Origin of the sequence: Laceyella sacchari, from assembly GCF_024927925.1 — a bacterium.
GTDB classification, from domain to species: Bacteria; Bacillota; Bacilli; order Thermoactinomycetales; family Thermoactinomycetaceae; genus Laceyella; species Laceyella sacchari.
This window is the reverse complement of the sequence record NZ_CP103866.1, coordinates 1,086,502-1,112,794: the sequence shown is the minus strand read 5'-3', so window position 1 is coordinate 1,112,794 and position 26,293 is coordinate 1,086,502. Positions and strand designations below refer to the sequence as shown.

Below are 26,293 nucleotides of genomic sequence, written 5' to 3'. Positions count from 1 at the left end.
CCGGCCCGCCTGATTGGCGGATGTCAGCGGCTTTGTCCTGCCTATGTCACTGCGGCAATGCAATTTCCACCTTTTTGGTGGTCACATGACCCACAGCATCTTTCACTCGAAGGGTGACCGAATTTTTGCCGGGTTTCAATTGGCCCTTTGTAAACGCATGATGGAACTCAAATAATCCATCTTCAACATAGTTCAAATCTTCGATAATCTGCCAATCTTTCTCTCCAGCGAGACGCCAGCTCACCTCTTCCAGCCAAGCTTCTTTCACTTTGCCTGACAGTTGATCAACGTCGGCTGTTAATTCGGTGATAACCGGGGCTTTGGTGTCGATGAGGACGAAGAAGTTGGCTTCTGCTTTTTTCCCCAAGTATTCACATTCGACGATAATCACGTAATCTCCATCAGGTAACTTCTTCCCTTTGCTGTCTTTCCCATCCCACATCCAATCCGTGTAGCCAGCGGCCGGATTGTTGGTTTGATATAGCAGATACTTTTTCCCGCCTTCCGAGCTTTCGGCGGTGATTTTCAACGAAGATGGCACCACAGCCAAATAGTACGTCAAGAGCGTAAATTTGTGTTCATCTTTGCCGTCGGGTGAGATGATGTATGCAGATTGTCCCAAACTGGTGATGACTTCATAGCCCTTCGGTTCATTCAAAGCGATAAAGGGAACCTTCAATTCTTGTTTTCCATCTTTCAAAAATACGGCTCCCGTGTAAATCCCGCGGGGCAAAGATGTGTTAAAGCTCATCGTCACCGGCACCTGCCCCTGTGATTTAGCACCGACTACTAGGGTGGACGGAACAGTCACGCGAATTCCTTTTTTGCCATTGTCTAGCTCCGCTCGTACGGCATAGCGTTTCGCTTTGCCAGACAGGTTTTCTACCCGTAAGGTTCGATCGATCTTCTTCACCCCAGTTTTGGGTTGTAACAAACCAAAGCTGAGGCGGTTTGAAACGACCAGGGATTGTGTAGTGATCGCCTTGGGCAAATCAATACGCCCAGCTCCCTGCGAAATGGGGGAATACTCTTTCTTCTCCGTATCCTTCAGCTTGACCGCCGTATTAGACAAGGCCGATTTTACTTGTTCCGGATTCCAGTCGGGATGCTTCTGCAAAAGCAATGCGGCAGCTCCAGCCACGTGCGGGGTAGCCATGCTTGTTCCGCTCATTTTTCCATATCCCGTTTTCTCTAAGGAACGGGGCAAGGTGCTTACAATGTCGACACCGGGTGCTGTCACATCCGGCTTAACATCCCAGATGCCATTGGCCGGTCCGCGTGAACTGAAGTCGACCATTTTTTCCCGTTTGACTGAGCTGAGCTTGATCTCTGTTTTGCCAGCAGCTAGCTGATTCTTGATGTGGGTACCAAAATCGCCGGAAATCGTCACGATTGGCACAAAGCGCTTTGTGTCCGGTTCGTCATTTTCATTTGTTTCCATCGGGATGGCAAACCAGTCACCTTTGAGGTGATTATAGATGATTACAGCCATCGCTCCAGCTCGTTTGGCGTTTTCGGCAACCTCCTGTACATCATCACCGCTCCGTTGAACCAATGCGATCTTGCCTTTGGCATCGTTTTTTTTGAAGTCAGACTTTTTACCTTTTCCTGCATCTACCAGCTGATAAGTTCCCTTCAATGGAAATTGGGGCGATGAAGTGATTAAATTGGTCTCCATTTTCTTGTTGTCCCCGACTACCTGCACAACCGGGGAAGGAATAATCTTCGTTGAAGCCCCGACGGAGATGATATTGGGGGATGCGGCAGGTGCTCCGACACTCCAGGTTGCGGGACCCGCATTGCCGTTGGCAACAACAACCACAATCCCTTTTTTGACCGCCCGTTCAAGGGATTGAGAGACAGCTTCATCCGGCACATTGACATCCATCCCCAAAGAGAGGTTCATCACATCGGCTCGGTCTTTGACCGCTTGCTCGATCCCACTGATAACCCAGTCCGTGGTTCCACCGCCATGCGCCCCCAATACCCGGTAAGCCAACAGGGATGCTTCGGGAGCCACCCCTTTGATTTTTCCGTTGGCCGCGATGGTCCCGGCGACATGGGTGCCATGCCCCACTTCATCCTGCGGAATCTTGTCATTTTCTACAAAGTCATATCCGCCAATCATATTCTTTTTCAGATCAGGGTGATTCATATCCACGCCCGAATCGATGACAGCAACTTTGATGCCTTTGCCGGTAACCGCCTGTTTTCGGCCATCGCGCATCTTCCAAACATCCGGTGCTCCGATCAGCGGGGCGCTTTTAGACATCAAGGCTTTGTAAGTACGTATAGGGTGGATGCGTTTCACACCGGGCAAAGCCGCCACTTTTTGTAAATCATCCCCTTTGAGGGTGACAGCCATACCTGAGAAAACCGTATCATAGGTACGTTTCACCCGCAGGCCCGGAGAGCGTTCTTTCATTTCTGCAATCAACTGCTTTTGTTTTTGGCCCAAGTATTTGCGATATTCCCCTTCGTTTTTCAGCGGCCCCTTCTTGGTTTTAGACAAAGAACTGTACACCACGGTTGGCGCTTCGCTCATCTCAATGATGACAGAAGCTTGTTTCCCTTTGCTGGCAACAACACCCGGCGCCAACTTGTTTTTTTGCGCAGTTGCCGCAACATGAGGAGTAGGCGATGCGGCAACAGCCGGACTCCCCCATCCTCCCGTTCCCAGCACAAGAGAGGCACACAATACATAAGGGATAAGCTTTTTCATAGTGAATCCCCTCCATATAATCAAACATTTTAATAAAATGAAAATGTTCATCCTACAGACAATTAATTCACCTTTTCCCTTTAATCACCACCATTATAAAATTTTTAAATTTAAATTAAGTATAAATCTATACCCGAGAAAAGTTGTTTCGAAATCGTTACATAAATGCTACGAAAGTTTGCCGTTAACAAATTTGTCGTTTTTTTCCTTCCTGACTCCCCAAACAGTCATAAGAACACCCCCGCCATGTATCGTTGACGGGGGTGGGTAACACGTCCTGTAAGCCAATGGAGGTACCGCTTCTATCAGACTCTTTGCGGAAATGATAGTACCGCCGGATCGACTTTGGGCACCAGTCCTTCTTGTGCGGCCCGGCCAAGCAAAGCATTGGTTGCTGCATATCCGGTCTCGCCCAAATTGGCCGTGTATTCATTTACATATAGATTGATGTGCGCTTGGGCCACTTCCGGATCCAACTCTTGAGCGTGGCGCAACACATACTCCCGTGAAGCGTCGGGGTGCGCCCAGCCATATGCGACCGACGCGCGGATCCAGCCTGCGATGGCCTCAACGTCGAGAGAGCGCCGGGCGATAATCGCCCCCAGCGGAATCGGCAAGCCCGTGTCTTCCTCCCACCATTGCCCCAAGTCGACCACCTGTTTCAAACCATATGACGGGTAAGTAAAACGGGCTTCATGTATCACCAAGCCAGCATCGACTGCGCCGTCACGCACTGCCGGCATAATTTCATGAAACGGCATGACTACAATCTCACCCACGCCTCCGGGCACCTGTTGCGCCGCCCATAGCCGAAACAAAAGATAAGCGGTTGAACGCTCACTGGGAACAGCCACCCTACGTCCTGACAACATCTCTGGCTGACAGGCATCTTCTTCACCAGCCGTCAACACCAATGGCCCGCAACCCCTTCCCAGGGCCCCCCCGCATGGCAACAAAACGTATTCTGACATCACCCACGGCAAAGCCGCACACGATATTTTCAACACATCCGGTCCGCCCGGCTCGGCGGCTAACCCGTTGGTGATGTCAATATCGGCATACGTGACGTCTAATTGCGGCGCGCCTGGCACGAATCCATGCACCCAGGCGTGAAATACAAATGTGTCATTGGGACAAGGAGAAAAAGCGATCTTCATGTCAACACCTCCCGTAGTACTGAGCTGGCGGCAGTCAACGCCTCCAACGCTTCACTGATTCGCCAAGCATCCCGGTCGCGCGGGCCGACAGGATTGGAGATGGCGCGCAGTTCAAGAATTGGCACACCGCAACGGCTCGCTGCGGCAGCTACACCAAATCCTTCCATCCCTTCAGCGGTGGCTCTCGGCACCCGTGCAACCAGCTCGGCGGCAGTCTCTGCCGTGCCCGTCACCGTTGACACAGTAAGTACCGCACCAGTGGTGACCGGCAATCCAGCCTTGTGCAAAGCCTCAACGACTTGTCTCATCCAGTCTTCGTCCGCCCGAAACCGGGTTGAACCAAAGCCAAGCTCGTCCAGGCTGAGGAACCCTTCTGGTGATTGCGCTCCCAAATCGGCGGCGATGATCTCATCCGCCACTACAAGCGAACCCAGTTCAGCTCTACCTTTGAACCCCCCAGCGATGCCAGCCGCAATCACCAGGTCATACTTGCCCGTAGCCAATGCCGTCGCTGTACCGATCGCGGCTGCAACGGAACCAACACCAGCAGCCATTACATGAAAATTTGCGGTGTCGCCAATCCCACGCAACACTGCTTCTTTTTCAGCTGAAACAGCGGTGACCACGAGCACACGCATTCCTGCTCCCTGCTTCTTCGCATGAAACACTGTAGGCGTTTCTTGCATCTGATCAAGATTCATTTGCACTATCTCCTTTATTTCGCTTTCCTAATTATAAAGGGGATCAGCCATGACATCAAATCATGCAAACCGCGTACGTGCATTTGCCGTACCAGCCCTTTCATCAGCTTTCACACCTGATATTGGGCAACAAAAAAAGCCCCGCCTCAGGGCGTGTCTGATGAGTAGTTCAGCAGTTTCAAAACCATTTACTCATTCGCTTCACGCGTAACGAAGTGCTCCTCAAGAAAAGGTTTTTCCTCCGCTTCTTCCCACCAATTTGATTTTCCAGACACACTCTAGTCAAGGCGAGGATCTTTTAGGTGTACCGTCACAGGCGCATCAGCTGATTCATTTTGAATAATTCATGCATTGGATGCTTTGCAGTTCAGAAGCATGGACATAACGGAAACCCATCAATGTGTTAAAGAAGTACCAAATATTTGACCCGTTTACCAAATCACCCTTTACCATCCCGTTAAAACCATGGGTGGTTCCCCCCGGCCACGTGAGTTCCACCTCCGCGTCTACGCGTGGTTCAAGGCGGACTGATGCTCCTCCATCAACTACTGACGCTTGTAGCCGTCCATTCACACAGGCGGCATCACCCGACTGGCCGGCTGCGGCTTGCATCGGCGCCACCTGCTCATGTGCTCTGACCATGGACGCTTGCCCCCATATGCTCACTAAAACCAACGCTACAGATACCAACCACTTATTCATGCTCTTTCCTCCAACGAATAAATAAGGCAAAGGTTATTCTATTTAATTAATCCATACGGAAACATGCTTAATCTTGTGGGAAGGATCAGGCATTGACAGAACTTGGACGGGGCTGGTCAATTGCGGAGAGACTACGGCATGAGGCTGCGGCTTAATTTCATTAGCCCAAATGAGCAACCGAGTGTCATTGATCCGGACAACACTATCAACCTCGATCGCATAGCCGGTTGTCGGCCGAATTCCCAAAGACAAAATCACATAAGCAATTCCATCTTTATGAACCAATGCATGGCCATCAGTAACCCGCCACTGAAGTTCTTGCACTTTGCTTTTCACTTCATCCGGAAAATAATTAATATTTTCTGCAATTTTAAACGAGGTTTCAATTGTTTCTTCTGCAGACGCGTAAGAATTGGACGGAATCACTCCACACAATGCGGTGACCATCAAGAAAGCGAGCAAACAAACTCCCATTCTTTTCCCATCCACATTTAAAACCCCTTTCTAAAATTTACTCCTTTTCTATAATAACATACTCATCTGTATTTTTGCATATAGAATATAATAAAAATAAATATTATTTTCAATATAAAAAGCAGGATAACCCCCTACCAATCACTAAAACCCCACTTTACCTTTGTATTCACTCAACATGATCGAGACTCACTTCCACACAAATTCGTTTAATAGTAAAAATCTATATATATTTTTTATACAAAAACCCATCTCTACACTGCTATTTATTCTCCCATTATACCAGTCGTTTTACACTGGCAATCGTACGCTTGGCAAATCCTCCTCATCAACATCACATGATTTGCGACACTGGAAAATGTTTTTTTGCCTCCTCCTTGTTGGCAACCAGCCATCGCCAAATACATGCTCGCTTTCAAACGCTCTTAAACAAAAAAAACGGACAAGGCGGTCCGCTCTTACTCCGTCGCGCTCAAAGCAAATGAAGTCAAGCGTCACAATCTCCTGTCCAAGGCACTGAAAGAACCACCGAAAGGAAATTACACCTTGCGCATCAAGATTCCCAAAGGCATGAAAATCGATTTTGAACTTAATTACGGCAACCAAACAGCCTAAGAGGCTACCACGGTGTGTGGTAGCCTCTTAGGCTGTTTGGTTGCAACAATAAATCGCTTATCTATTTTTTAATTACTTGCGTCTGTTCATAACAAATCGCATAATTTTAATAGATGTGTTTTGATTGGATCCGATCCACCATTTTGAAAAACCTACAGCACGCTCCTTAAGTGATATTGGAACAAATGTTAGCCATCAATATCCACAAAAAGAGATCGATCATGTGATCATCCAGCTACAGGGTGGCGCATCTGTCTCAACCTTGTTTTTTCAAATAAATTCCAGAAAGGAGCCACGCAGATGGCAACGGTGGTGCAAACCAATGTATTCGGCTTGACTGCGGATAGTGGTAATCCCTGTCCCTTGGTATTGGGTGGGGAATCCCTGACAAGTGAGCAAATGCAGCAGATCGCTGCTCGTTTTGGTGTTGAAACTGCCTTTATATTGTCTCCTGACCGTCCGACTTCTCTTTTCAAACTGAGATACTTTGTTCCCAACCATGAGATGTCCATGTGTGTTCATGCCACTGTAGGAGCAGTCAGTTATTGGTGCATGTCACAACAGAGGAGCCAAATACAAGGAACGATAGAAACACCGCTGGGCGAGGTAAAAGTGCGGGCTCAAGAGAAGCACGAACGTTTGCAGGTTACTGTGAACCAATTCCCCCCTGAGTTCAGCGAGAAAAATCCGACACTCGCAGAAGTGGCACAAGCCTTAAGGATCAGCGAGGAAGCATTCGATCTGAGCGTAGGGCCAATTCAATCAGTCTCCACCGCCCGCCTCAAGCTGATGATCCCCCTTCGCAACGGCAACACATTGCAACGATTAGAACCTGACTTCACATTACTATGGGAATTGTGTGACCGATATGGGACAACCGGCTTTTATCCGTTCACATTGCGCCCCCAATTCGCCCAATGTGATGTTGAAGCCCGACAATTTCCCAACCAAGTCGGATACAACGAAGATCCGGCGACAGGCGTGGCTGCTTGTGCACTCGGTGCATACCTTGCTTTTTATTCCCCTTCTCTCCATCAGCAGAATGGGCGATATGCATATACCGTCGGACAGGGATTTGCCATGGGAAGGCCCAGTTTACTCGAAACGGCAGGCATTGTGAGTAAAAACCAAATTATCCAAACATGGGTAGGTGGAACGGCAACCATTTCGCAAATGAAAAAGGTAGACTTGCAATCTCTCCTTTGACAAGCGACTAACTTCGTTCTTCAGCTGTTAACAGGTCTTTTGTCCAATATCTCCCGCCGTTGGAACCCAAACTGCTCATACAAACCGTGCGCATCGCGCGTAGCCAGTATCATATACGTGTGACGCACGGCGGGGTGCTCCCCCAACACTTGCATCATCCATTTTGCCAGCCCCTGGCCCCTGTGGCGCGGATCAATAATCACATCGCAAATCCATGAAAAGGTCGCGTAATCTGTCACCACTCGCATGAACCCGACTTGCCCTCCCTCTCCGTAAAGGCCAAAGCATAAAGAGTGTTCAATGCTCTTTGCCACCGTTTCCCGCGAACGTTTTGCAGCCCAATAACTTGTCTGCAACAAGTGATAAATGGTGTCCAGCTCCAACAACTCTTTGTTATCACTGATACGATATGGTAAACTTGCGTGCTTCCACTCCATCTTTTCTTCCTCCAAAAAACATTTTTTTCAGTATAATCGAACAGGACGTATAGAAAAATAGTTTATATTTTACCTATCTGCACAGACACAAAAATGTTAGAAATAAAGAAAAATCAAACACAAAACGAGGAACGATCATCACGTGGATATCATGCGCACAGCATATCACTTGATTATATCCGTCTTAAAAAGGGTATATGGGAAGTGTCAGGAGAGAGGGACAACGGGTTCCCCACTCCCCACTCCCCACTCCTTCTCATCATGAGTCAATACATAGGGAGGCGAACATCATGAATCATCGTCAATCATTTTTTGCCATAGGCGTCGGCACCGGCTTCTCTGTGGGCATGGCCATCGGCTTAGCCCTTGACAATTTGGCACTTGGTATTGGAATCGGCCTTTCCATTGGATGCTTGTACGGTGCATTCCTAGGGCGTGTCTGGTGAATGATTAATTGAGCCACATGATCAAGGAAATCAAGGTAATGGCGGCACAAAAATAAACCGCCCGTTTTTCATAACGAGTGGCGAAGCCACGCCATTGCTTCAGGCGGTTAATACAGCGTTCAATCACGTTTCGGCGTGAATATTGTTCTTTGTTGAAGGTCAGAGGACGCCCCGGCTTTTTGGCCCGACGCTCCGCCTGATCTCTGCGTTCGGGGATGGTATGGGAAATCCCACGTTTTTGAAGAAATCGACGACAAGACGGATAACTGTAGCCGCGATCGGCAATCAGATGATCCGGCCTCTTGCGAGGCCTTCCTTTTCCCAAACAGGGAACGGAAATGGAATCGAGTAATGCTTGTAATTGGGTACAGTCATGCTGTTGACCGGGAGTGATTGTAAAAGCAAGCGGTCGACCTTTTCCGTCACAAGCAAGATGGATTTTGGTCGTCAGACCTCCGCGGCTTCGTCCGAGTGCCTCATTCTGGAAGCGAGGGTCCCCCTTTTTTCGGCGCGCCTGCGGCGTGCTGATGAGCTCGGACAATCGTGCTGTCAACGAAAACAACCCAATCGACATCGGAAACGGCGTGGGAGTAAGTCTGAACATGCTTAAGCAAGCGATCCCACGTCCCATCCTTTTGCCAACGTGTAAAACGATAGTAGCAAGTTTTCCAAGAACCATAACGTGCAGGCAGATCCCGCCAGGGAGCTCCCGTCCCAAACTTCCACAGGATTCCGTTCAAAATGGTTCGGTGGTCTTTCCACTGTCCGCCTCGTTTCCCATTCGAAGGCAATAAAGGCTCGATCTTTTCCCAAGCCTCATCTGTAATCTCATAACGCCGTCTCATCATGATGTCTCCTTGCTTTTGTTGTTATGAACATTCTAACAGGAAATCATGATGGATTCACCAGACACGCCCTAGTAAAAAACGCTTCTAAATCGACCGAAAAGAATAAAATGGACTCATAATAAGCCATTATTTAATGAAAATAATAACGGTGCAAAAAGAAAAGAAGGGGAGAGGCTCTTCTTTTCTTTTTTTGGCTGATCCGCCGCCTGCGTCATGAGTAAACCCGGCACACCTCACGTATAGCACAACTCTCAAAAAAATGATTGACATTGACGTATACGTAAAGGTGTACAGTGAAGGTGTCAGGAGGTGAGCACATGGAATACACGGTACAGAAGCTAAGTCAGTTGGCGGGGGTAAGCACACGAACATTGCGGTACTATGATGAGATCGGGATTCTGAAGCCGGCCAGAATCAACTCCTCAGGATATCGCATCTATGGGTCAGCAGAAGTCGACCGCTTGCAACAGATTTTGTTTTACAAAGAATTGGGTGTCAACTTGGACACGATTAAAAAAATCGTCACTTCCCCCGATTACGATGGCACAACAGCGCTTCGAGAACACCATGAGCGGCTCCTCGACAAACGCAAGCAGCTTGACATGCTGATTGCCAATGTGGAAAAAACCATCGCTGCGGCGGAAGGGAGAACCATCATGAGCGACAAAGAAAAATTTGAAGGTTTTAAGCAAAAGTTAATTGAGGAGAATGAAGCAAAATACGGGGAAGAAATCCGTTCCAAATATGGTGACGATGTCGTAAACCGGTCGAACGAAATATTAAAAAACATGACCCCCGAAGACTTTGAAAGGGCGAATCGGTTGGCGGATGAAATCTTGACCACGCTGGCCGAAGCTTTCGCCAATGGCGACCCGGCAAGTGACCTCGCACAAAAAACGGCAGAATTGCACAAGCAATGGTTGCTGCATTATTGGGCTGAATACACCCCGGAAGCCCATGCAGGCCTGGCTCAGATGTATGTGGAAGATGAACGATTCAAAGCATACTATGAAAAACAGCCGGGCATGGCCGAATTTTTGCGAGACGCCATTCACATCTACACCGGCGCCGTGAAATGAATATGTCGCACAGATGCAAGAAACCGGCAGGCTTAGTCCGCCGGTTTCTTTTGTATGCATGCGATATGTTGGGGTCCCTCAGCGTCGTGTTCATTGAGCCGGCTTAAGCTCAAGCATGACGCCATATCCTCCCTTCACCTTCACATCAGCCCAGACCTTGCCTTGCCGGGCCAGCTTTTCCCACTCCAGACCGCTGTCTTCCTCAACATAATAGCGATCCAATTGGTAATCAATAGCGTACTTGGCTCGCCGTTGGCCGTTTTCCCATTGCCAAATCGGCATCAACTCGCCCTTAAGATACAGGGAAGTGCGAGGCCGCTTTTCTGACACATGGGCAACAACCGCTGTTTGCCCGTTCTTCCGCAGGGAAACATACACAGGATAACGGTCGGCTTCTGGATTCTTCACCATTTTTTGCACCAGTGCTTTGTCGACCACGGAACCGTCCACCTCTTCAATCGCAAATCGAAGTTGTACATAATCACCGTAAAATAGATCCCTGGGGTCAACCGGAACAGTCTGCAATGTGATCCGTTCCCCTGCGTACAATGCCAGCAACGGCTGAACCGTCATTGATAACAAAATCCCCACCGGAACAAGGAGCGCAATCCAAAACCACCGAGTTGGATAAATGTGGCTTACGTTATTATTCATACTCGCTCCTCCTTTTTCTTCCGGCTTCTTTCAATCCAAAATCCACAAACGATCAGCAATCCTCCCGCCAGCAAGAAATAGAGCGATTTGGGCAAAAAGTCGTAAGACAGATCAAGATAAAAACGGAAAATGAGTACACAAGTAATGATGACAGCCGGAAGGCTTCCTTTTTTAAGCGAATACAAAATCAGAGCCAGATAAGCGGCAGCCACAAGCACGCCCAACCCCGCAAAACCAAAGGTCCGTTCCCATACTTGCCAATATTCCGGAAATGTGAGAAAAACGGCAGCCAAGCCATGAACAATTCCTCCCTGCCACTTTAGTACAGCCGCATACCTCTGGCCAGGGAGCAAAGCCATCGTGACCCCAAGCACCAACAAAACCGCTGACATGACGCCCCCAGACAGATTGAAATAACCCATCGTCGCCCAAACCCAATAGATCGCCAACCCATTGGCAAAGAACAACACGAGCTTCGATTTTCCCAACACCCGTTCATTCAACCAATAGCTCAACGGAACCATCGCCAATGTCAATAATGGATAATCAACCCCCTCATTCCAAGCAGCTGACGTGTATACACCCATCAACACCATAGCAAACAGAGCCACCCATTTGTCTTTCAAGTAAAAGATCAGCGGGATCGCCCCGATGGCCCACGCCAGAAAAGCCTGGGAATAATGTGATGAGAAATGAAACATTTGTCCAATCAAAAAGATGCCTGCTCCAAAAATCGCCAAACCAATACAATACAAACTTTTTGCCGTTTTGGGATAGGGCCGCTCCAGGCGCCAACCCGCTACATAAGCCCCTACCAAGCCACACAAGATGAGCATGAACTTCACGATTCTGGGCAACTCACTCCAGTTGCCGGCAATGAAACTTAACACCCCGACCCCAACCAACAATGCGCCAATAACCAAAAGAACTCGAATGAAATTGAGCCCGCCCCGCACTTCATAACCCGACAGGATCGCACGCACCTGCTCCGCCTGGATCCGTCCTTCTCGTTCATGCCATGTCAACTCTTGTTTCAACCATGCAAATCGAGAAGGAGAAATCATCCTGTGTTCTTTTTGATTCACATCATTCTTTTCCATTCATCAAACTACTCCTTTCTCCGTAATAATTCCCATGCATACGCCAATTTCCCTTCACCCCCAATCTCAAACCTCTTCCGTCGGGAAAACCAATTGGCCGCCGCTCTTTTTTAAAAAACAATAGGAAATCGTCATTGATTTATCTAATATATACTTATTAGCCACACTATATCACCCATTGGATGTTGCCGTCATCTCGGGACTTTTCAGCTTAACCCATTTTTCAGAAAGGGGAGGGTGACCCTGAGCAAATATATCATCATTGATCCCGGCCATGGAGGGAAAGACACTGGTGCAGTAGGATTCGGACTGCAAGAAAAAGAGGTTGTACTTAACATTGCCAAGCGAATGAATAACCACTTTGGCCAATATGATGATGCAGTGGTTTCTCTGACAAGATGGGATGACCGCTTTCTTGAGCTGAATGAGCGAGCCGCATTCGCAAATAAACGGAATTGTGATTTGTTCATATCTATCCATAACAACTCCGCCAGTGGTTCAGCAAGCGGATTTGAATCATTTATCCACCCCAATGCGGCTTCTGTGACGGCGCGTTATCAAGGAATTGTGCATGATCGCGTGATGGAATATTTGACGAAACACAATATTAACGATCGGGGCAAAAAACGCGCCAACTTTGCAGTGCTCCGAGAAACCAACATGCCGGCGATCTTGCTTGAAAATTTGTTCATCTCCAACGAAAAAGAAAACCAGTTGTTGCGTGACGCACAATTTTTGGATGGGTTGGCTCAATCCATTGTCGAAGGAATCGCAAAAGCGCTGGGATTGAGCAAAAAAGATACAACCCCGAAGCCGATGTATCGCGTCACCGTAAACGGCGCCTTTGTTGTAGATACCGCTTACCCGGCTATCATCAAAGAGAAAGTCGAAAAAGCGGTACTTGATCAAGCCGATGAAATCATCATTAAAAAGCGAGATACCTGATTTTTATTTCAGGCCCTTGTCGTATGAAAACGACAAGGGCCTGATCAACTTATTAAACAGTAAAGATTTCCTGGGAAATATTGACGCCTTGATCACCTGTTCATTCGCCGTAGCCAATTCCATCCTGTGGCAGGTGGACATACAACATACTTACATATCTTGCCATCTGGCATTTCAACAGCAATCAGTAACCCATCGAGTACGGGAAGATGATAATGGATCTCCCCGTCCGGCAACGAGGAGTGACAAAATCGGGATGAACAACTCTTCCAGCCACACCGTTCTTCAAACCAGCGTGTGCAGAGGATATCCATCGACGGAAGCACCAACTGCTGTGCCAAGCCATCAGGATCACATATGATCTTATGCCCCAACCGCAGCAACACAGCGCAAACAAAGTTCAATGGTGTTCACAATTTCCTTGAAACAAAGGGGTCCTAGCATAATGAATCTCCACAGTACCGAAGTAAAACCAAGAAGCCAAATTAATGCCGCAACGCAAGATTGTGGGCAACCCGGGCGGAGACGCTTCTCAAAGCGCTTACGTATCTCCTGTGTGACCGGAGTACAGAAAATCAGGGGGAGCCCGGGATTAGCGGGGAATTTTTTCTGTGCATGATGCCTCTCCTTTTTACGAATTGGTTATTGATCATTCATCATCAAACTACTTCTCTTAAACCGCTTTTTTCTTACCCCAATTCCCATTTTCACGATCCCTATAAGATGAAAAAAGGTATAATCATTTGCCAGCAGTAGACAATAAAAAGGGTTGATTGAACGATATAATAGGTGTGAATACAAAATAAAAAAAGGAGACACTATGACACCGAAAAACGAAATGGTGGCAGCAGGATGGAACTTTGACAACAGTTACGCCCGCCTGCCACAATCTTTTTTCACCTTACACGAACCGACGCCTGTGCGCTCTCCGAAACTGGTTATTTTCAACGAACAGTTGGCAACTTCCCTAGGATTGGAGATCAAAGCGCTCCAAAGCGAAGACGGCGTGGCGGTACTAGCCGGCAATCGAATACCCGAAGGTGCTATGCCTCTCGCTCAGGCGTACGCAGGCCATCAATTCGGTCATTTCACCATGTTGGGGGACGGGCGAGCATTGCTACTGGGCGAACATATCTCGCCCACGGGTGTACGGGTCGATATTCAGCTCAAGGGGGCCGGCAAAACGCCCTACTCCCGCGGCGGGGATGGTCGGGCAGCACTGGGGCCGATGTTGCGCGAATACATCATCAGCGAAGCGATGCATGGGCTTGGCATCCCCACCACCCGAAGTTTGGCGGTAGTGACAACCGGGGAATCCGTGTTCCGCGAAACGGAACTTCCTGGCGCCATTCTGACCCGTGTAGCCAGTAGTCATCTTCGCGTCGGCACTTTTGAATATGTATCAAATTTTCGCACACCTGACGAGCTTCGAAGCTTGGCCGATTATGCGTTGCAACGCCATTTTCCAGAGAACAGCGAGGTTGAAAACCGCTACCTGTCCCTGCTTCAGGAAGTGATCAAGCGCCAAGCCGCGCTGATTGCCAAGTGGCAATTGGTCGGATTTGTTCATGGAGTGATGAACACGGACAACATGACCATCAGCGGAGAAACCATCGATTATGGGCCATGCGCTTTCATGGACACATACGACCCGGCAACGGTATTTAGCTCGATCGATCTTCAAGGTCGCTATGCTTACGGTAATCAACCGCACATGGCTGCATGGAATCTAGCACGATTTGCAGAAGCGTTGTTGCCCATCTTACACGATAATCCAGCACAAGCCGTCGAACTGGCTCAAGAGGCTGTATCGGACTTTGCCAAGCAGTATCACTATTACTGGCTTCATGGCATGCGCGCCAAGCTGGGGCTTTTTAATGAAGAAAAAGAAGACATTACCTTGATCAAAGATCTCCTTAACCTCATGCAAAAACACCGTGCAGACTATACCAACACCTTCCGCGCGTTAACTTTTGATGAGACAGAAGACACCGCCCTGTTTCGATCTCAGGAATTCACCCAATGGCGCGAACAGTGGCATAACAGGCTGACACGACAACCAGAACCTAAGTCCGCTTCTCACCAATTGATGCGAAACAACAACCCAGCGTTAATTCCTCGGAACCATCGAGTGGAAGAGGCACTTGAGGCCGCTGTCAATGGAGACAGGAGCGTGATGAAGAAGCTTCTTAAAGCTCTTTCAAACCCCTTCGCCCACTCACCTGAACAAGCTCATTATTGCACATTGCCTCCGGAATCATCCCAGCCTTACCGAACGTACTGCGGTACATGATATAAATAACACTGGTGTGATATTGACAGGCTCCTCCGGCTTAGCCAGACATAGCCGGAGTTTTCCCTGTCTTTACCCTTGCGAGAGTGACAAGCATGAAATGGAATGGAATCAATACCGAGATATGATATGTATCAATACTCAGCTGAAACTGGCAACCAGGGACAGACAAAAACACCCCCACTTCACCGCAGGGGTATCCATCGATTATATCTTTAGTTCGCCCAGGCGCACCAACTCGACGACCGCTTGGGAACGACCTTTGACATTAAGCTTCTGCATCACGTTGCTGATGTGTACCATTTGCAAAAAAAGGGACGAGAGCTGAAATTAATTTTGTTTTAAAACATCTCAAACTCCCGCCAATTTAATGTGGGATGAAGCTCACCATCATGATAAAAAAAGTGTTTGACCGCTTGGATCATATGGTCCCAGCAAACACATACATTTTCCGGCATAACGGTAAGCTGCGAAATCGTAATTTGGCATTCCTTATCTTCTGTTTTTGTGTCATCTACTAACTCATAATGCATATCATATGGATACAATTCCTCGATTCCCATTTCTTCTTCCTCCTGGAAGAGTTGATCCGTTAATTCATACCAATAGTTTACGTAGTATATTTTTTTACCATCTGAAAAGTTTCCACCATGAATAATGATTTCACCTTTGGCCTTCCTACGAAGCAGGATCATGGATAAACGTTGTCCATCCATCTCGATGAGACAGTTTTGAATCAAGTCCCAATTAGGATTTTCAATATACGGATCGCGATTGATTTTTAATAACCATTGACTCGTTTTTCTGCTTTTGTATTTCATCATCTTCATTTAACACTCCAATAGTCCGAAAAAATCGTGTTGAAACAATTCTCTCTTTCATTTTACCCTTATCTAATCATACACACGTAGCCTCTAAAGCAACAAAAGCACTCCCTAGCCATACACACTAGGAAGTGCTACTTTCTTGTCCGTACCATCAACCCTCTTCATTTATCACCACATTTTTGCCTCGTAGTTTCATGATAAAGGGAATGATTAGCCAGAGGGCGGCGATGATAAGAAAAGTCAGGGAGAGAGGATGGGTGACAAACACGCTCCAATCCCCGTTGGAAGCGGTTAGCGCGCGGCGCAAATTGTTTTCAATCATCGGCCCAAGCACCAAACCCAGCACCAACGGAGCAAGCGGATAATCATGCTTCGCTAAAAAGTATCCGATCACCCCGAATCCTATCAATAAATAGAGATCAAATGTATTCACTTGTACCGCATACACACCAAAGAACGAAATCGCAATAATGATCGGAATTAAGTATTTCGCCGGAGTTTCAATAATCTTGGCAAACATCTTCACCAACGGCATATTGAGAATCAGCAACATCACGTTTCCGATAAACATACTGGCGATAAGACCCCAAGCCACCTGCGGATGGTCATCAAATAATAGCGGGCCGGGTTGCACGTTGTACATAATCAAGGCTCCCATCAGAATCGCCGTTGTTCCCGAGCCTGGGATTCCGAGGGTTAACAAGGGAATCATCGCTCCACCAGAAGCAGCGTTGTTAGCCGACTCCGGGGCAGCCACTCCTTCAATCGCACCTTTTCCAAATTTGTCGGGGTTTTTGCTCAGTTTTTTCTCTAAAATATAGGAGAAAAAAGAGGCCAAGGTAGCACCAGCTCCGGGAAGCACACCGATAAAAAATCCCAACAGTGAGCCTCTTGCAATGGGGCCTGCGCTATCTTTCAAATCTGTTGCTGTGGGAGTCACTCGTCCGATCTTCACAATTTGGTCATCATTGCTTTCTTTCTCCAATATCGTCTTGAACACTTCACCCAAAGCAAACAACCCCACGGCCACCGTCAAAAATTCCAATCCCTGATACAGGATCGGCATATCATAAGTAAACCGGGCCACTCCCGAAACATTGTCAATGCCGATAGTAGCAAGCAGGAGCCCGGCCACGGTCATAATCAGTCCCTTTGTCATCGACTTGCCGGCGAGGCCGCTTACCGCACACAAACCCAAAAGCATCAACGAGAAATACTCAGCCGGGCCGAATCGGATGGCAACTTCAGATAGAGGGACAGCCAGAAAAACAAGTGCGATCAGCGAGACAATCCCCGCGACAAAAGAGCCAATCGCCGCAATGGACAATGCGGAGCCTGCACGTCCTTGCTTCGCAAGTTGATATCCGTCAAGCACGGTGACAACGGATGAAGATTCCCCAGGCGTGTTTAACAAAATGGACGTGGTTGATCCACCATACATCGCTCCATAATAAACACCCGCCAACAAAATGATTGCACTTGCCGCCGCCTCTTCAGGAGTTGCTCCCGCGGTAAGCGTGGAGGTGATTGGAATCAACAACGCCACCCCACTCATCGGCCCGATTCCGGGCAACACTCCCACTGCCGTTCCTATCAACACTCCAACCAAAGCGTAGATCAGATTCACCGGCTGCAAAGCAACCAAAAATCCGTTGTACAAAAATTCCCACGTATTCATCAAGTCATCGCCCCTCTATAACAACGGGAAAGCGGGAAGAGTTCCCTGCAGGACATGTACATATACATAATAAACCCCGCCTGAAAACAGAGCGGAAATCACTGTCGACTTCAGCCATTTGCCCCGCTCCATGGTTTGAAAGCCAATAAGCAAAAACAGAAAGGTAGCCAGCACATAACCGATCCATTCCAGAATTAACGCATAGCCAATCGCCGCAATGAGCAAAATGCCAAACCTCTTCCAATCTAGTTTTGCCTTGTTAACATTGCCCGGCGGATATTTGAATGTTTCGTAAAAAAGCCGGATACTTAATAAGACCATGATGATACCAAGACATGTCGGGAATAGATCAGGGCCCACTCCACTCCCATACGCTGCGGTGGAAAACGCTCTGCTTTCTACGATAAAAAAGATGCCAATGAGCAAAAACACGACACTTGCATATCGATCAAACAAACGACTCATCTTGAACCCCCCCTTGCCAGAGGAAGGGGCGTACCTCCTTCCCATGCTTAAATCCGTTATTTGCTCATTCCCAATGCTTTTAAGAGTTCAAGAACCTGTTGATCTTGCTCCTTGAGGAAAGCAGAAAATTGGTCTGAATTTTTGTACTCACTCTGCCAGCCTTTCGCTTTCAACTCTTTTTGCCATGCTTCATGTTCAGACAACGCTTTTAACTTCCCATCCCAAAACTTCTTGGCTTCCGGTGTCATCTCTTTTGGGCCAAACACTCCGCGCCAAATGGTAAATTCAGCATGTTGAATACCAAGTTCTTTGAGGGTTGGAACATCTTTCAATTCCCCGCCCAACCGCTCGGGAGAAGTGACAGCAAGCACCCGCACTTTGCCGGCCTTCTTATATTCACCCACTGCGGAAGCATCCGTTGCGATCATGTCCACGTTGCCACCCAACAGGGCCGCAATGGCCTCCCCTCCGCCATCATAAGAGACATACTTAAGTTTTTTCGCATCAATCCCCGACTGGTATGCGGGTAAAATCGCGATCAGGTGATCCATGGAGCCAGGTGCAGAACCTCCAGCCAAGGTATATTTCTTTGGATTGGCTTTTAGTTCAGTCAGCATGGAGGGCAGGTCTTTCACTGGCGAATCAGCTTTAACCACATAGACACCATAATCTTTGGTCAATTGGGCGAGCGGTGTCACATCTGTATAGCCAAATGGGCTGTTCCCTTCTTTTTTCAGATGATTGATTAACAAAGGCGGAGAATTGACAAACAGTTTGTAGTCATTCTTTGCCTCTTGGGTAGCATACTCCGCCAAGAAAACCGCGCCTCCACCACCCGGTTGATTTTCAACAATCACAGATTGATTCACCAATTTACTTTCTTGCAACACCTTGCTGATGGAGCGTGCCGTCTGATCCCAGCCGCCTCCAGCTCCCGATGGAGCGACCATCGTGACTGCTCTGCTTGGATAGTCGCCAGAACCAGACCCACTTCCCGCAAAGTTGGGCTTTTGTGAACAGGCAGCAAGACCAAGGGCCAACACTCCCGCAAATAAGGCGGTGGAGATTTTTTTCATCGAAACCCCTCCCCATGTGAACGCTTTCATCGTTGTGCAAAATGGATTGCGTGATATTTCTACTGTACACGGAGCAGGGTCAAAAGCCTAGTTAAGGAAAATAAAGAGAATAAAAAAAATAAGAAACATTTTGTTCATATTGTTCACCAATTGTTCAAATTCATTCAGCAAAATACTTCCGTTCCGGTCTGCCAATCGTTCCATAAGTGTGATCAGCGCGTATACGCTTGATTGACACTAAATACTCCAGATATCGCCGCGCCGTGGTACGACTGGCGCCCAAATGCTTGCCAACCTGTTCCGCTGTCAAGCCCTGCTCCGAATGTGCTTGCACCACTTGCACCACCTTTTCCAAGGTTACCGGATCGATCCCCTTTGGAAGCGCTTTGGACAAGCTTCTTTCCGGTATGGGTTCCTGCACATGGCCTAATAGTTGATCCACTTGTTTTTGATCCAATCTTTGATGGGAGGATAAGGTTTGTAAATGCAACCGGTATTTCTCCATGCTCTGTTTAAAGCGGTCGAAGAGCACAGGCTTTACCAAATAATCAAATACACCACCACGCAATGCGTCTTGAATAACCTCTATCTCCTCTGCTGCGGTAATCATGATAATATCGATATCTTTGCAGTGCTGCCGAATATACCAGACGAGCTCGATTCCTTTCATATCGGGGAGATAAACGTCCAGCAAAACCAACTGGGGCCGCATCTCCTCCAGCCACACTATGGCTTCTTGCCCATTTGCCGCAATTCCCACCACTTGAAAGCCTTCGATTTTCTCCATAAAACGCCGGTTCACGTTAGCCACTCGCGCATCATCTTCTACGATTAAAACTTCAATGGATTTCAACTTGCTCATATCCTTTCCCTTTCCTGTTTGGGAAGAGCGACCGCAAAGACGGCTCCACCCCAGTCTCCTTGTTCGATCGTAATAGCTCCGCCCAGCTCGTCCGCCAATTGTTTCACTTTGGCTAACCCAAAACCCCGCCGCATCCCATCAGCAGAAGGCTTGGTCGAAAATCCCTGGTCAAAAATGCGAGCAAGATGTTCCTCACGAATTCCCGCTCCTGAATCTTCTACTTCTATCCAGATCGAATCGCCTATATCCGTGATAAAAAGCTTTACTTTGCGTTCTCCCTCTGCCAAACTCTGCACCGCTTCAAACGCATTGGTGATCAGGTTGCCCAAGATGGAAACAAGAGACGAAGGGCTGATAGATGGTGGAATTCTGCCCATACTGCTTTCACGTTCAATGATGAGATCGATCTTTAGCTCGCGTGCCCGGTTGTAGAAACCGATTAAAATCGCACCCAACCAAGGATCCGCTATCTTCTCCAGCACCCATAACACATGATCTTGGTGAACTTCGCTCTCATGGTGAATCAACTCAATCGCTTCTTGATAAGACTTGAGTTGAATCAACCCAGAGATGGTATAGAGAGTGTTTTGGTATTCATGGGTTTGTGCTCTTAACGCTTCGACATACCGCTTCACTTGTGATAGATTCTCGTTTAACTCATCCAGCTCCGATTTTAATCGAAAGCTGGCTACAACTCCCACCACCTGCCCATTGTTGCGAATGGGCAAGCGGTTCACTACGATTTCCCTACCATTAATCACCATTTCCCGATCCAGTTCTGCTTCTCCCGTATGTAACACTTCCAAAAGTCTGGTATTGGGAAGGATCGTCTGGATCGGAGAACCAATGGCCGGTTTGGAATCGACGAAACCCAACATGTCGAGCGCCGCCTGATTGAACAGAGTTAGATTTCCGTCTCCATCGATCATGATAATCCCTTCTCTGACTGATTCAATCACTGTATCCCGTTGTTGAAACAACTCAGAAATCTTTTCGGGCTCCAAGCCAAAGATTGATCTTTTCAACCGCTTTGCCAAGTACATAGCGCCAATCATAGCAATCGCAAATACCAGAATGATCACCGTAGCAATCCTTGTGAAATAAGTGTGCGACATCTGATCAATATCGCTCAACAAAATACCCACCGACACGATTCCAATCACTCTGCCACGGTCATCCCGAATCGGGGCTTTCCCCCTCAAGGATGGCCCCAAACTCCCAATGGACTTTGATACATATGATTCCCCGCGCGATAAAGCCCGCTCATTATCCCCACCGATCATGTTTTGGCCGATCCGCTCCTGAACCGGATGAGAGTAGCGAATTCCTTTTTTATTGCCCACCACGATAAACTCCGCTTTGGTTTGTTTGCGAATTTTTTCAACCAATGGCTGAATGCTCTGCGATGGTACTTCATCATCAAAAGCACGTCGGATTTCAGGCATTTCCGCCACCGTCAGCGCTATCCCAAGCGCCCGTTTGCCCACTTGTTCTTGGATATAATCAACCATTAAAAAATAATAAGTGCCACCAAGCAAACTAATAACCAAAATCAGCAACAGACTGATCCACCAAACCATTCGCGCTTCCAAAGACCACTTCCGTTTGCCCATCGTCGCCTCCACTTATACAATAACAATTAAAACTTCTGCATTTTAGATCCAAAGCCATGGGTTTTATATCAACATATATTTTTCCATATCTATTTCACTAGGAAGATAGTCCAGTACCTAAGTACTACTTTCCACCAGGCTCTGCAAACGCGTACACCACATCGATTTTGCCATGAGGATGGATGATGACTTCATGTAACAGCTTTTTAAACAGCTGATGTAAATCCCTGTGTTCACTGTCTATCGCTTCAAACGCTTGTTGCACATTGCAAATCTGTTTATGAGGGTACTCCTTTTGACTAAGTTCGGAAATCTCGGCCTCAAGTTGATAAATGTGTTCATCCAGTTCCTTTCTTTTCTCTTCAAATTCTTCTTTGGAGATCAGCTTCTCCAACAACACATTCAAAAGATCTTTCTTTTTCATCACCAATTGCTTCAATTGTTTCTGCAACTGTTTGATCTGGCGTTGCTTTTTCTGCTCCATGTCGTTGACGAAATTACATGTGATCGATTCCCCTTTTTCTTTCAGTCGCTCAATCAGAAACTGGCGCACATCTTCATAAAATATGGGGTAATGATTGACACAACCATGTTCCTCACCACTGCGCCGGTAGGCGGAACACTTCAAATAATTATATTGCTTCTTCGAGCCATCGGCCAATTTCCGTTTGGATTGAATAATCACCATGTTGCACCCGCACTCACTGCATTTGCAGATCCCGCGCAAATCATTCCAAGGGGTGATGGCGTGTTTTTGATCCTTGATGTGATCCGAGTTGGCTTTTTCCCACATGGTTCTTGAAACGATTGGCACATGGTGGTCTTTAAAAACGATCCACTTTTGCCTCGGATTGCGGATTTGCTTTTTCTTGCCCTCCGCTTTCACCTTGCTAAACTGATTCAGAATAAAGTCACCACAATAGATGGGATTTTGAATCAGCCGTTGCACTGAGGTCACTTGCCATTTGTTTTTTTCTTTGGCAGGAATGTTGAGCCGGTTTAATTCATGCGTAATTCTTCTGAATCCCCATCCGTCATTTACGTACCAACTATAGATTTGGCGCACCACATCGGCTTCTTCCTCATTGATCTGGAGAAATCCGTCTACACGGTCATAACCATATGGGATTTTACCGATATGCTCGCCACGTCTCACCTTGGCGGCTAACGCGGCGGAAACGCTGGACGACAGCGTGCGGCTGTACTGCGCAGAAAATAAAGACCAAAGCTCAAACGCCATGTCATTTTTGCCTGCTTGCAAGGAATCATATCCCTCTTCGACGGAGATAATCCGGACATTATGAGCGATAAACACTTCCCTGATTTCCAACGAATCCTTTAAATCACGAGCCAAACGGCTGATGGATTTAAAGATGACCATATCGATTTCCTTGCGTTTGGCCTTTTCCAAGATAAGCTGAATGGCGTGCCGTTCAAGAAAAACCGTACCACTGATTCCATGGTCTTTATATACGCACTGTTCGTCCCACACAAATCCGTTTCGTTCCAGCCAGTTGCGGCATATGTCGATTTGGTTTTCAACAGAAGAGATCTGTTCATCTTTCTCTGTGGAAACCCGGACATACACTGCATATGTATTTCGACTCATGATCTCCTCCCATCTTATACACGCTTCTTGTAATGTAAGAAAGCGTCCATGCAAAACGTTCAGGCGCTGATCCAGACCCGTTTCGATCTTGATCTCCCTACGGCATCCTCCACCACCAAGTCAACTCATGTCTACTGCGTGATCTTTAAACCTCTTTTGCCGTCATATTTCACAGAGCTTCTGTGCAAACGGCTCAATCGTTCCCGCACACCGTCCTTCACTTCATCAACAAAATAAGGAGCGAACGCTTCGTGAAATGCTACCTCCGGATTCTTATTGCCAAACGTCTCTTTTCCCAGCACCAGAGTTACTTTCTTCACGATCATCACCTCTCTCTTCACTTTATGCATAAACAACGGTTGTACGAGCCTAGAACTTCTACTTGAATCCTGATATGTCTTGTTCTCGAAAGTATGTGATCATGAAAAAGCAACGCACTACCGTTAAAGGCCCTTTCCACGGAGAGAGCGAAAAACAAAAAAAAACGGGGACCCGTTGGCCCCCAATTAAACCCCTTCCACAATCCGCTTTGCTCGTCTTTGCGCCTCGTATATTAATTTCTCTTCATCAATCGTCAGCAATTGGCGATGTTTCATCAAGATTTTCCCATTTACAATTGTTGTATCCACGTCTTGCCCGAATGCAGAATACACCAGCAGGGAAACCAGATCATGATGCGGTACCAAATGAGGCTGATTGACGTTAACCAAAATGATATCCGCTTTTTTCCCCTTCTCGATGCTCCCTACTTGGTCATCAATCCCCAAGATTTTAGCACCATTTACTGTCGCCATTTGCAAAATCGCATGCGCATCAATGATCGCCGGATCAAAGTGTTCCAACTTCTGCAAACCTGATGCCATCTTCATTTCTTTAAACAAATCGAGCGAAGTGGCGCTACCCGCCCCATCTGTGCCCAAGCCAACCAAAATTCCTTGTTCAATGAATTTGGAAACCGGAGCAATGCCACAACCTAACTTCATATTGCTATAGGGATTGTGCGCAATCCCGCCCTTCATGTTTTTCAGTAATGTAATATCCTGTTCATCTAAATGAACAGCATGCGCTAACAAAACATGATGCTCCCCATCAAACAAACCCAGTTCAGCCAAATACTCGGTGGGGCTTTTTCCATATTTCTTGTTGATTTTCTCCACTTCTTCATGCGTCTCGGCCAAATGAATATGAATCGGCACGCCTAATTCTTTGGCGATTTCCATGATTTCTTTCAAGTTCTCCGGGGGACAGGTATACGGTGCATGTGGCCCCATCATGGTTGTGATGCGGCCATCCCCTTTCCCCGACCATGATTGATCTAAATCAATGCCCTCCTTTAAGCGCAGCCCTCCATCATCCTCCAAAAACACGAGTCCCCGTGTCAACGATGCACGGATTCCTGAATCGTAGACAGCTTGTGCGATTTGATCCATATGGATGTACATGTCCGCATACGCTGTCGTTCCTGATTTAATCATCTCGGCGATTCCCAACAGGGCTCCCCAATAGATATCTTCTTGCGTCATGTTCTCCTCCGCAGGGAGCATTTTTTTATCAAGCCATTCCATCAAGCGCAAATCATCACTGAATGATCGCAACAAACTCATTGGAGAATGGTTGTGGGTATTGATCAATCCTGGCAAAGCCACCAATTGGGACGCCTGAATGATCTCATCAAAACCAGACAATTCCTCTGGCAAATCGGTGGTGATATCAGAGATCATTCCATTCTCGATCATGATGTGAGCCCGATATGTAACGAATTTCTCTTCCTTAAAATCTAAAATCAATGGATCTTTGATTAGAATATTCATAACCATTCCTCTTTTGCTTTTTTATATAATTTTATTGCATTTCACACCGTAAAGTACATCCCACCTATCGTCTAGCAATCTTCTATTGAGACCAATCCAACGGTGAGAAGAACAAGAACATGATTATTTCTAATTACTACTTCGTTTTACAATCTAAAAACAAAAAAAGAGAGGACCAACAGGTCACTCCCCCTCTTCACAGCCTTCACAAAGATGGATCAGATATCCGTTTTTCTTTGTAACTTAATCAGACCTACACTATTATTTATTCTGTTTTCATCTTATTATACCACTCGGCCAACTCCATCATTTCAAATTCCTCTTCCACATCAAGTCTGAGAGGTGAGATCAATTCCAACAAATTGCCGTCAGGGTCTTGAAAATAAATGGCTGCATGTGCTTGTGGATTATTTGGAAGTACAAGAGGTTGTCGTTCCGGAGAAAAACGAAAAGCTTCTTTAACCTCTATTCCCTTTTCTTGTAGCCATTTTTTTGATTTGGTTATATCTTCCAGACTGACATAAAAAGCAATATGTCGGATAGAGGGATGATAGGGCAGAGTTACTTGATCCGTTTCCCATAAACCAAGCCAACTCTTTCCTTTCTCAACCCATACAAATGCAAGCTTTTCACCTTTATATGCTAGTTCCAAACCAAGTTTTTGATAAAACGCAATGGATCTATCGATATCACTGACAGGCAAATGCGCTTCATATAACCCTTTTATCATTAAAATACCTCCTGATTGTATGCTCAGAAGAATAGCAAAAGGATATCCAGGAAAAAGATGACCAGATTAAAAAAAATCACCTTGCATATGGTTGATTCAAGTAAGTATGATTATCAAAGCAAAATTGGATCAGTTGGATGTGCTGGAATCACCCGCAGGTAAATGAGCAACCACTACCCCCGTATAAAGCTGATGATCTTGATTACTATAGAGATCATGATCAATTGGTTTTTGTTTTTTCTT

At 47.0% G+C, this 26,293-nt stretch carries 24 protein-coding genes and 1 pseudogene; 5 read left to right on the top strand and 20 right to left on the bottom strand.

Annotated elements, in window-relative coordinates:
- Window positions 1-46 precede the first annotated feature (46 nt).
- The 5 genes from NYR52_RS05550 to NYR52_RS05530 all read right to left on the bottom strand — a co-directional run bounded on the left by NYR52_RS05550 (window position 47) and on the right by NYR52_RS05530 (window position 5,771).
- Window positions 47-2,722 (bottom strand): S8 family serine peptidase, encoded by a 2,676-nt coding sequence (locus tag NYR52_RS05550; RefSeq protein ID WP_310795334.1) that lies wholly within the window; start codon window positions 2,720-2,722, stop codon window positions 47-49.
- A 305-nt stretch (window positions 2,723-3,027) separates the two neighbouring features.
- Entirely contained in the window at window positions 3,028-3,879 is an 852-nt protein-coding gene (locus NYR52_RS05545; RefSeq protein WP_259436480.1) for a 1,4-dihydroxy-6-naphtoate synthase, read from the bottom strand.
- Window positions 3,876-4,580, bottom strand: coding sequence for a futalosine hydrolase (locus NYR52_RS05540; protein WP_022735973.1), 705 nt, complete (start codon window positions 4,578-4,580; stop codon window positions 3,876-3,878). Before NYR52_RS05540 ends, NYR52_RS05545 begins: the two co-directional genes overlap by 4 nt.
- Before the next feature lie 330 nt (window positions 4,581-4,910).
- Window positions 4,911-5,282, bottom strand: coding sequence for a hypothetical protein (locus tag NYR52_RS05535; protein WP_259436479.1), 372 nt, complete (start codon window positions 5,280-5,282; stop codon window positions 4,911-4,913).
- A 42-nt stretch (window positions 5,283-5,324) separates the two neighbouring features.
- Window positions 5,325-5,771, bottom strand: a complete 447-nt coding sequence (locus NYR52_RS05530) for a protease complex subunit PrcB family protein (RefSeq protein WP_132219977.1) — start codon at window positions 5,769-5,771, stop codon at window positions 5,325-5,327.
- A 900-nt stretch (window positions 5,772-6,671) separates the two neighbouring features.
- Between NYR52_RS05530 and NYR52_RS05525 the strand changes: the two genes are divergently transcribed.
- On the top strand, window positions 6,672-7,577 hold the full coding sequence (locus NYR52_RS05525) for a PhzF family protein (protein ID WP_259436478.1): 906 nt from the start codon (window positions 6,672-6,674) through the stop codon (window positions 7,575-7,577).
- A 20-nt stretch (window positions 7,578-7,597) separates the two neighbouring features.
- Here NYR52_RS05525 and NYR52_RS05520 read toward each other — a convergent pair whose 3' ends face one another.
- Window positions 7,598-8,014 carry a GNAT family N-acetyltransferase gene (locus tag NYR52_RS05520; RefSeq protein WP_132219974.1) on the bottom strand — a complete coding sequence of 139 codons (417 nt, stop codon included), beginning with the start codon at window positions 8,012-8,014 and terminating at the stop codon, window positions 7,598-7,600.
- 290 nt (window positions 8,015-8,304) lie between these two features.
- Between NYR52_RS05520 and NYR52_RS05515 the strand changes: the two genes are divergently transcribed.
- The gene (locus NYR52_RS05515) at window positions 8,305-8,460 is read left to right on the top strand and encodes a glycine zipper domain-containing protein (protein ID WP_259436477.1); all 156 of its coding nucleotides are present in this window, start codon (window positions 8,305-8,307) and stop codon (window positions 8,458-8,460) included.
- Window positions 8,461-8,464: 4 nt separating this feature from the next.
- Here the strand turns inward: NYR52_RS05515 and NYR52_RS05510 are convergent.
- Window positions 8,465-9,305 (bottom strand): IS5 family transposase gene (locus tag NYR52_RS05510; RefSeq protein WP_375163144.1). Its coding sequence is split into 2 segments (ribosomal slippage): window positions 8,465-8,968 and window positions 8,970-9,305, totalling 840 coding nucleotides; the frame shifts between segments, so codons are not numbered across the junction.
- A 320-nt stretch (window positions 9,306-9,625) separates the two neighbouring features.
- Between NYR52_RS05510 and NYR52_RS05505 the strand changes: the two genes are divergently transcribed.
- Window positions 9,626-10,387, top strand: coding sequence for a MerR family transcriptional regulator (locus NYR52_RS05505; protein ID WP_132219972.1), 762 nt, complete (start codon window positions 9,626-9,628; stop codon window positions 10,385-10,387).
- 90 nt (window positions 10,388-10,477) lie between these two features.
- Here the strand turns inward: NYR52_RS05505 and NYR52_RS05500 are convergent, their stop codons facing one another.
- Both NYR52_RS05500 and NYR52_RS05495 read right to left on the bottom strand, forming a co-directional pair.
- The gene (locus NYR52_RS05500) at window positions 10,478-11,041 is read right to left on the bottom strand and encodes a GDYXXLXY domain-containing protein (protein ID WP_259436476.1); all 564 of its coding nucleotides are present in this window, start codon (window positions 11,039-11,041) and stop codon (window positions 10,478-10,480) included.
- Entirely contained in the window at window positions 11,038-12,141 is a 1,104-nt protein-coding gene (locus NYR52_RS05495; RefSeq protein ID WP_259436475.1) for a DUF2157 domain-containing protein, read from the bottom strand. Before NYR52_RS05495 ends, NYR52_RS05500 begins: the two co-directional genes overlap by 4 nt.
- A gap of 237 nt (window positions 12,142-12,378) precedes the next feature.
- Here NYR52_RS05495 and NYR52_RS05490 point away from each other — a divergent pair, with 237 nt between their 5' ends.
- Together NYR52_RS05490 and NYR52_RS05485 are read left to right on the top strand one after the other, a co-directional pair.
- Window positions 12,379-13,086 (top strand): N-acetylmuramoyl-L-alanine amidase family protein, encoded by a 708-nt coding sequence (locus NYR52_RS05490; protein WP_158283209.1) that lies wholly within the window; start codon window positions 12,379-12,381, stop codon window positions 13,084-13,086.
- Window positions 13,087-13,906: 820 nt separating this feature from the next.
- Window positions 13,907-15,379 (top strand): protein adenylyltransferase SelO, encoded by a 1,473-nt coding sequence (locus tag NYR52_RS05485; protein ID WP_259436474.1) that lies wholly within the window; start codon window positions 13,907-13,909, stop codon window positions 15,377-15,379.
- A 207-nt stretch (window positions 15,380-15,586) separates the two neighbouring features.
- Here the strand turns inward: NYR52_RS05485 and NYR52_RS05480 are convergent.
- From NYR52_RS05480 to NYR52_RS05430, 11 genes and pseudogenes are all read right to left on the bottom strand, one after another.
- A pseudogene (locus NYR52_RS05480) lies at window positions 15,587-15,676 on the bottom strand (LuxR C-terminal-related transcriptional regulator); the annotation flags it as partial.
- A 44-nt stretch (window positions 15,677-15,720) separates the two neighbouring features.
- Window positions 15,721-16,209, bottom strand: a complete 489-nt coding sequence (locus NYR52_RS05475; RefSeq protein ID WP_259436473.1) for a hypothetical protein — start codon at window positions 16,207-16,209, stop codon at window positions 15,721-15,723.
- 148 nt (window positions 16,210-16,357) lie between these two features.
- A complete protein-coding gene (locus tag NYR52_RS05470; RefSeq protein WP_259436472.1) occupies window positions 16,358-17,884 on the bottom strand; it encodes a tripartite tricarboxylate transporter permease in 1,527 nt (508 codons plus the stop codon).
- Window positions 17,885-17,899: 15 nt separating this feature from the next.
- Window positions 17,900-18,349: a tripartite tricarboxylate transporter TctB family protein gene (locus tag NYR52_RS05465; RefSeq protein ID WP_132219961.1), complete on the bottom strand. Its 450-nt coding sequence runs from the start codon at window positions 18,347-18,349 to the stop codon at window positions 17,900-17,902.
- A 56-nt stretch (window positions 18,350-18,405) separates the two neighbouring features.
- The gene (locus NYR52_RS05460) at window positions 18,406-19,455 is read right to left on the bottom strand and encodes a Bug family tripartite tricarboxylate transporter substrate binding protein (protein WP_375163179.1); all 1,050 of its coding nucleotides are present in this window, start codon (window positions 19,453-19,455) and stop codon (window positions 18,406-18,408) included.
- 130 nt (window positions 19,456-19,585) lie between these two features.
- Window positions 19,586-20,287, bottom strand: a complete 702-nt coding sequence (locus NYR52_RS05455; RefSeq protein WP_259436471.1) for a response regulator — start codon at window positions 20,285-20,287, stop codon at window positions 19,586-19,588.
- Window positions 20,284-21,900, bottom strand: coding sequence for an ATP-binding protein (locus NYR52_RS05450; protein ID WP_259436470.1), 1,617 nt, complete (start codon window positions 21,898-21,900; stop codon window positions 20,284-20,286). Before NYR52_RS05450 ends, NYR52_RS05455 begins: the two co-directional genes overlap by 4 nt.
- 124 nt (window positions 21,901-22,024) lie before the next feature.
- The gene (locus tag NYR52_RS05445; RefSeq protein ID WP_259436469.1) at window positions 22,025-23,509 is read right to left on the bottom strand and encodes a recombinase family protein; all 1,485 of its coding nucleotides are present in this window, start codon (window positions 23,507-23,509) and stop codon (window positions 22,025-22,027) included.
- A gap of 131 nt (window positions 23,510-23,640) precedes the next feature.
- The gene (locus NYR52_RS05440; RefSeq protein WP_259436468.1) at window positions 23,641-23,829 is read right to left on the bottom strand and encodes a hypothetical protein; all 189 of its coding nucleotides are present in this window, start codon (window positions 23,827-23,829) and stop codon (window positions 23,641-23,643) included.
- A gap of 186 nt (window positions 23,830-24,015) precedes the next feature.
- Window positions 24,016-25,320 carry an amidohydrolase gene (locus tag NYR52_RS05435; RefSeq protein WP_259436467.1) on the bottom strand — a complete coding sequence of 435 codons (1,305 nt, stop codon included), beginning with the start codon at window positions 25,318-25,320 and terminating at the stop codon, window positions 24,016-24,018.
- 265 nt (window positions 25,321-25,585) lie between these two features.
- Entirely contained in the window at window positions 25,586-26,050 is a 465-nt protein-coding gene (locus NYR52_RS05430; protein ID WP_132219955.1) for a VOC family protein, read from the bottom strand.
- Window positions 26,051-26,293: the final 243 nt, after the last annotated feature.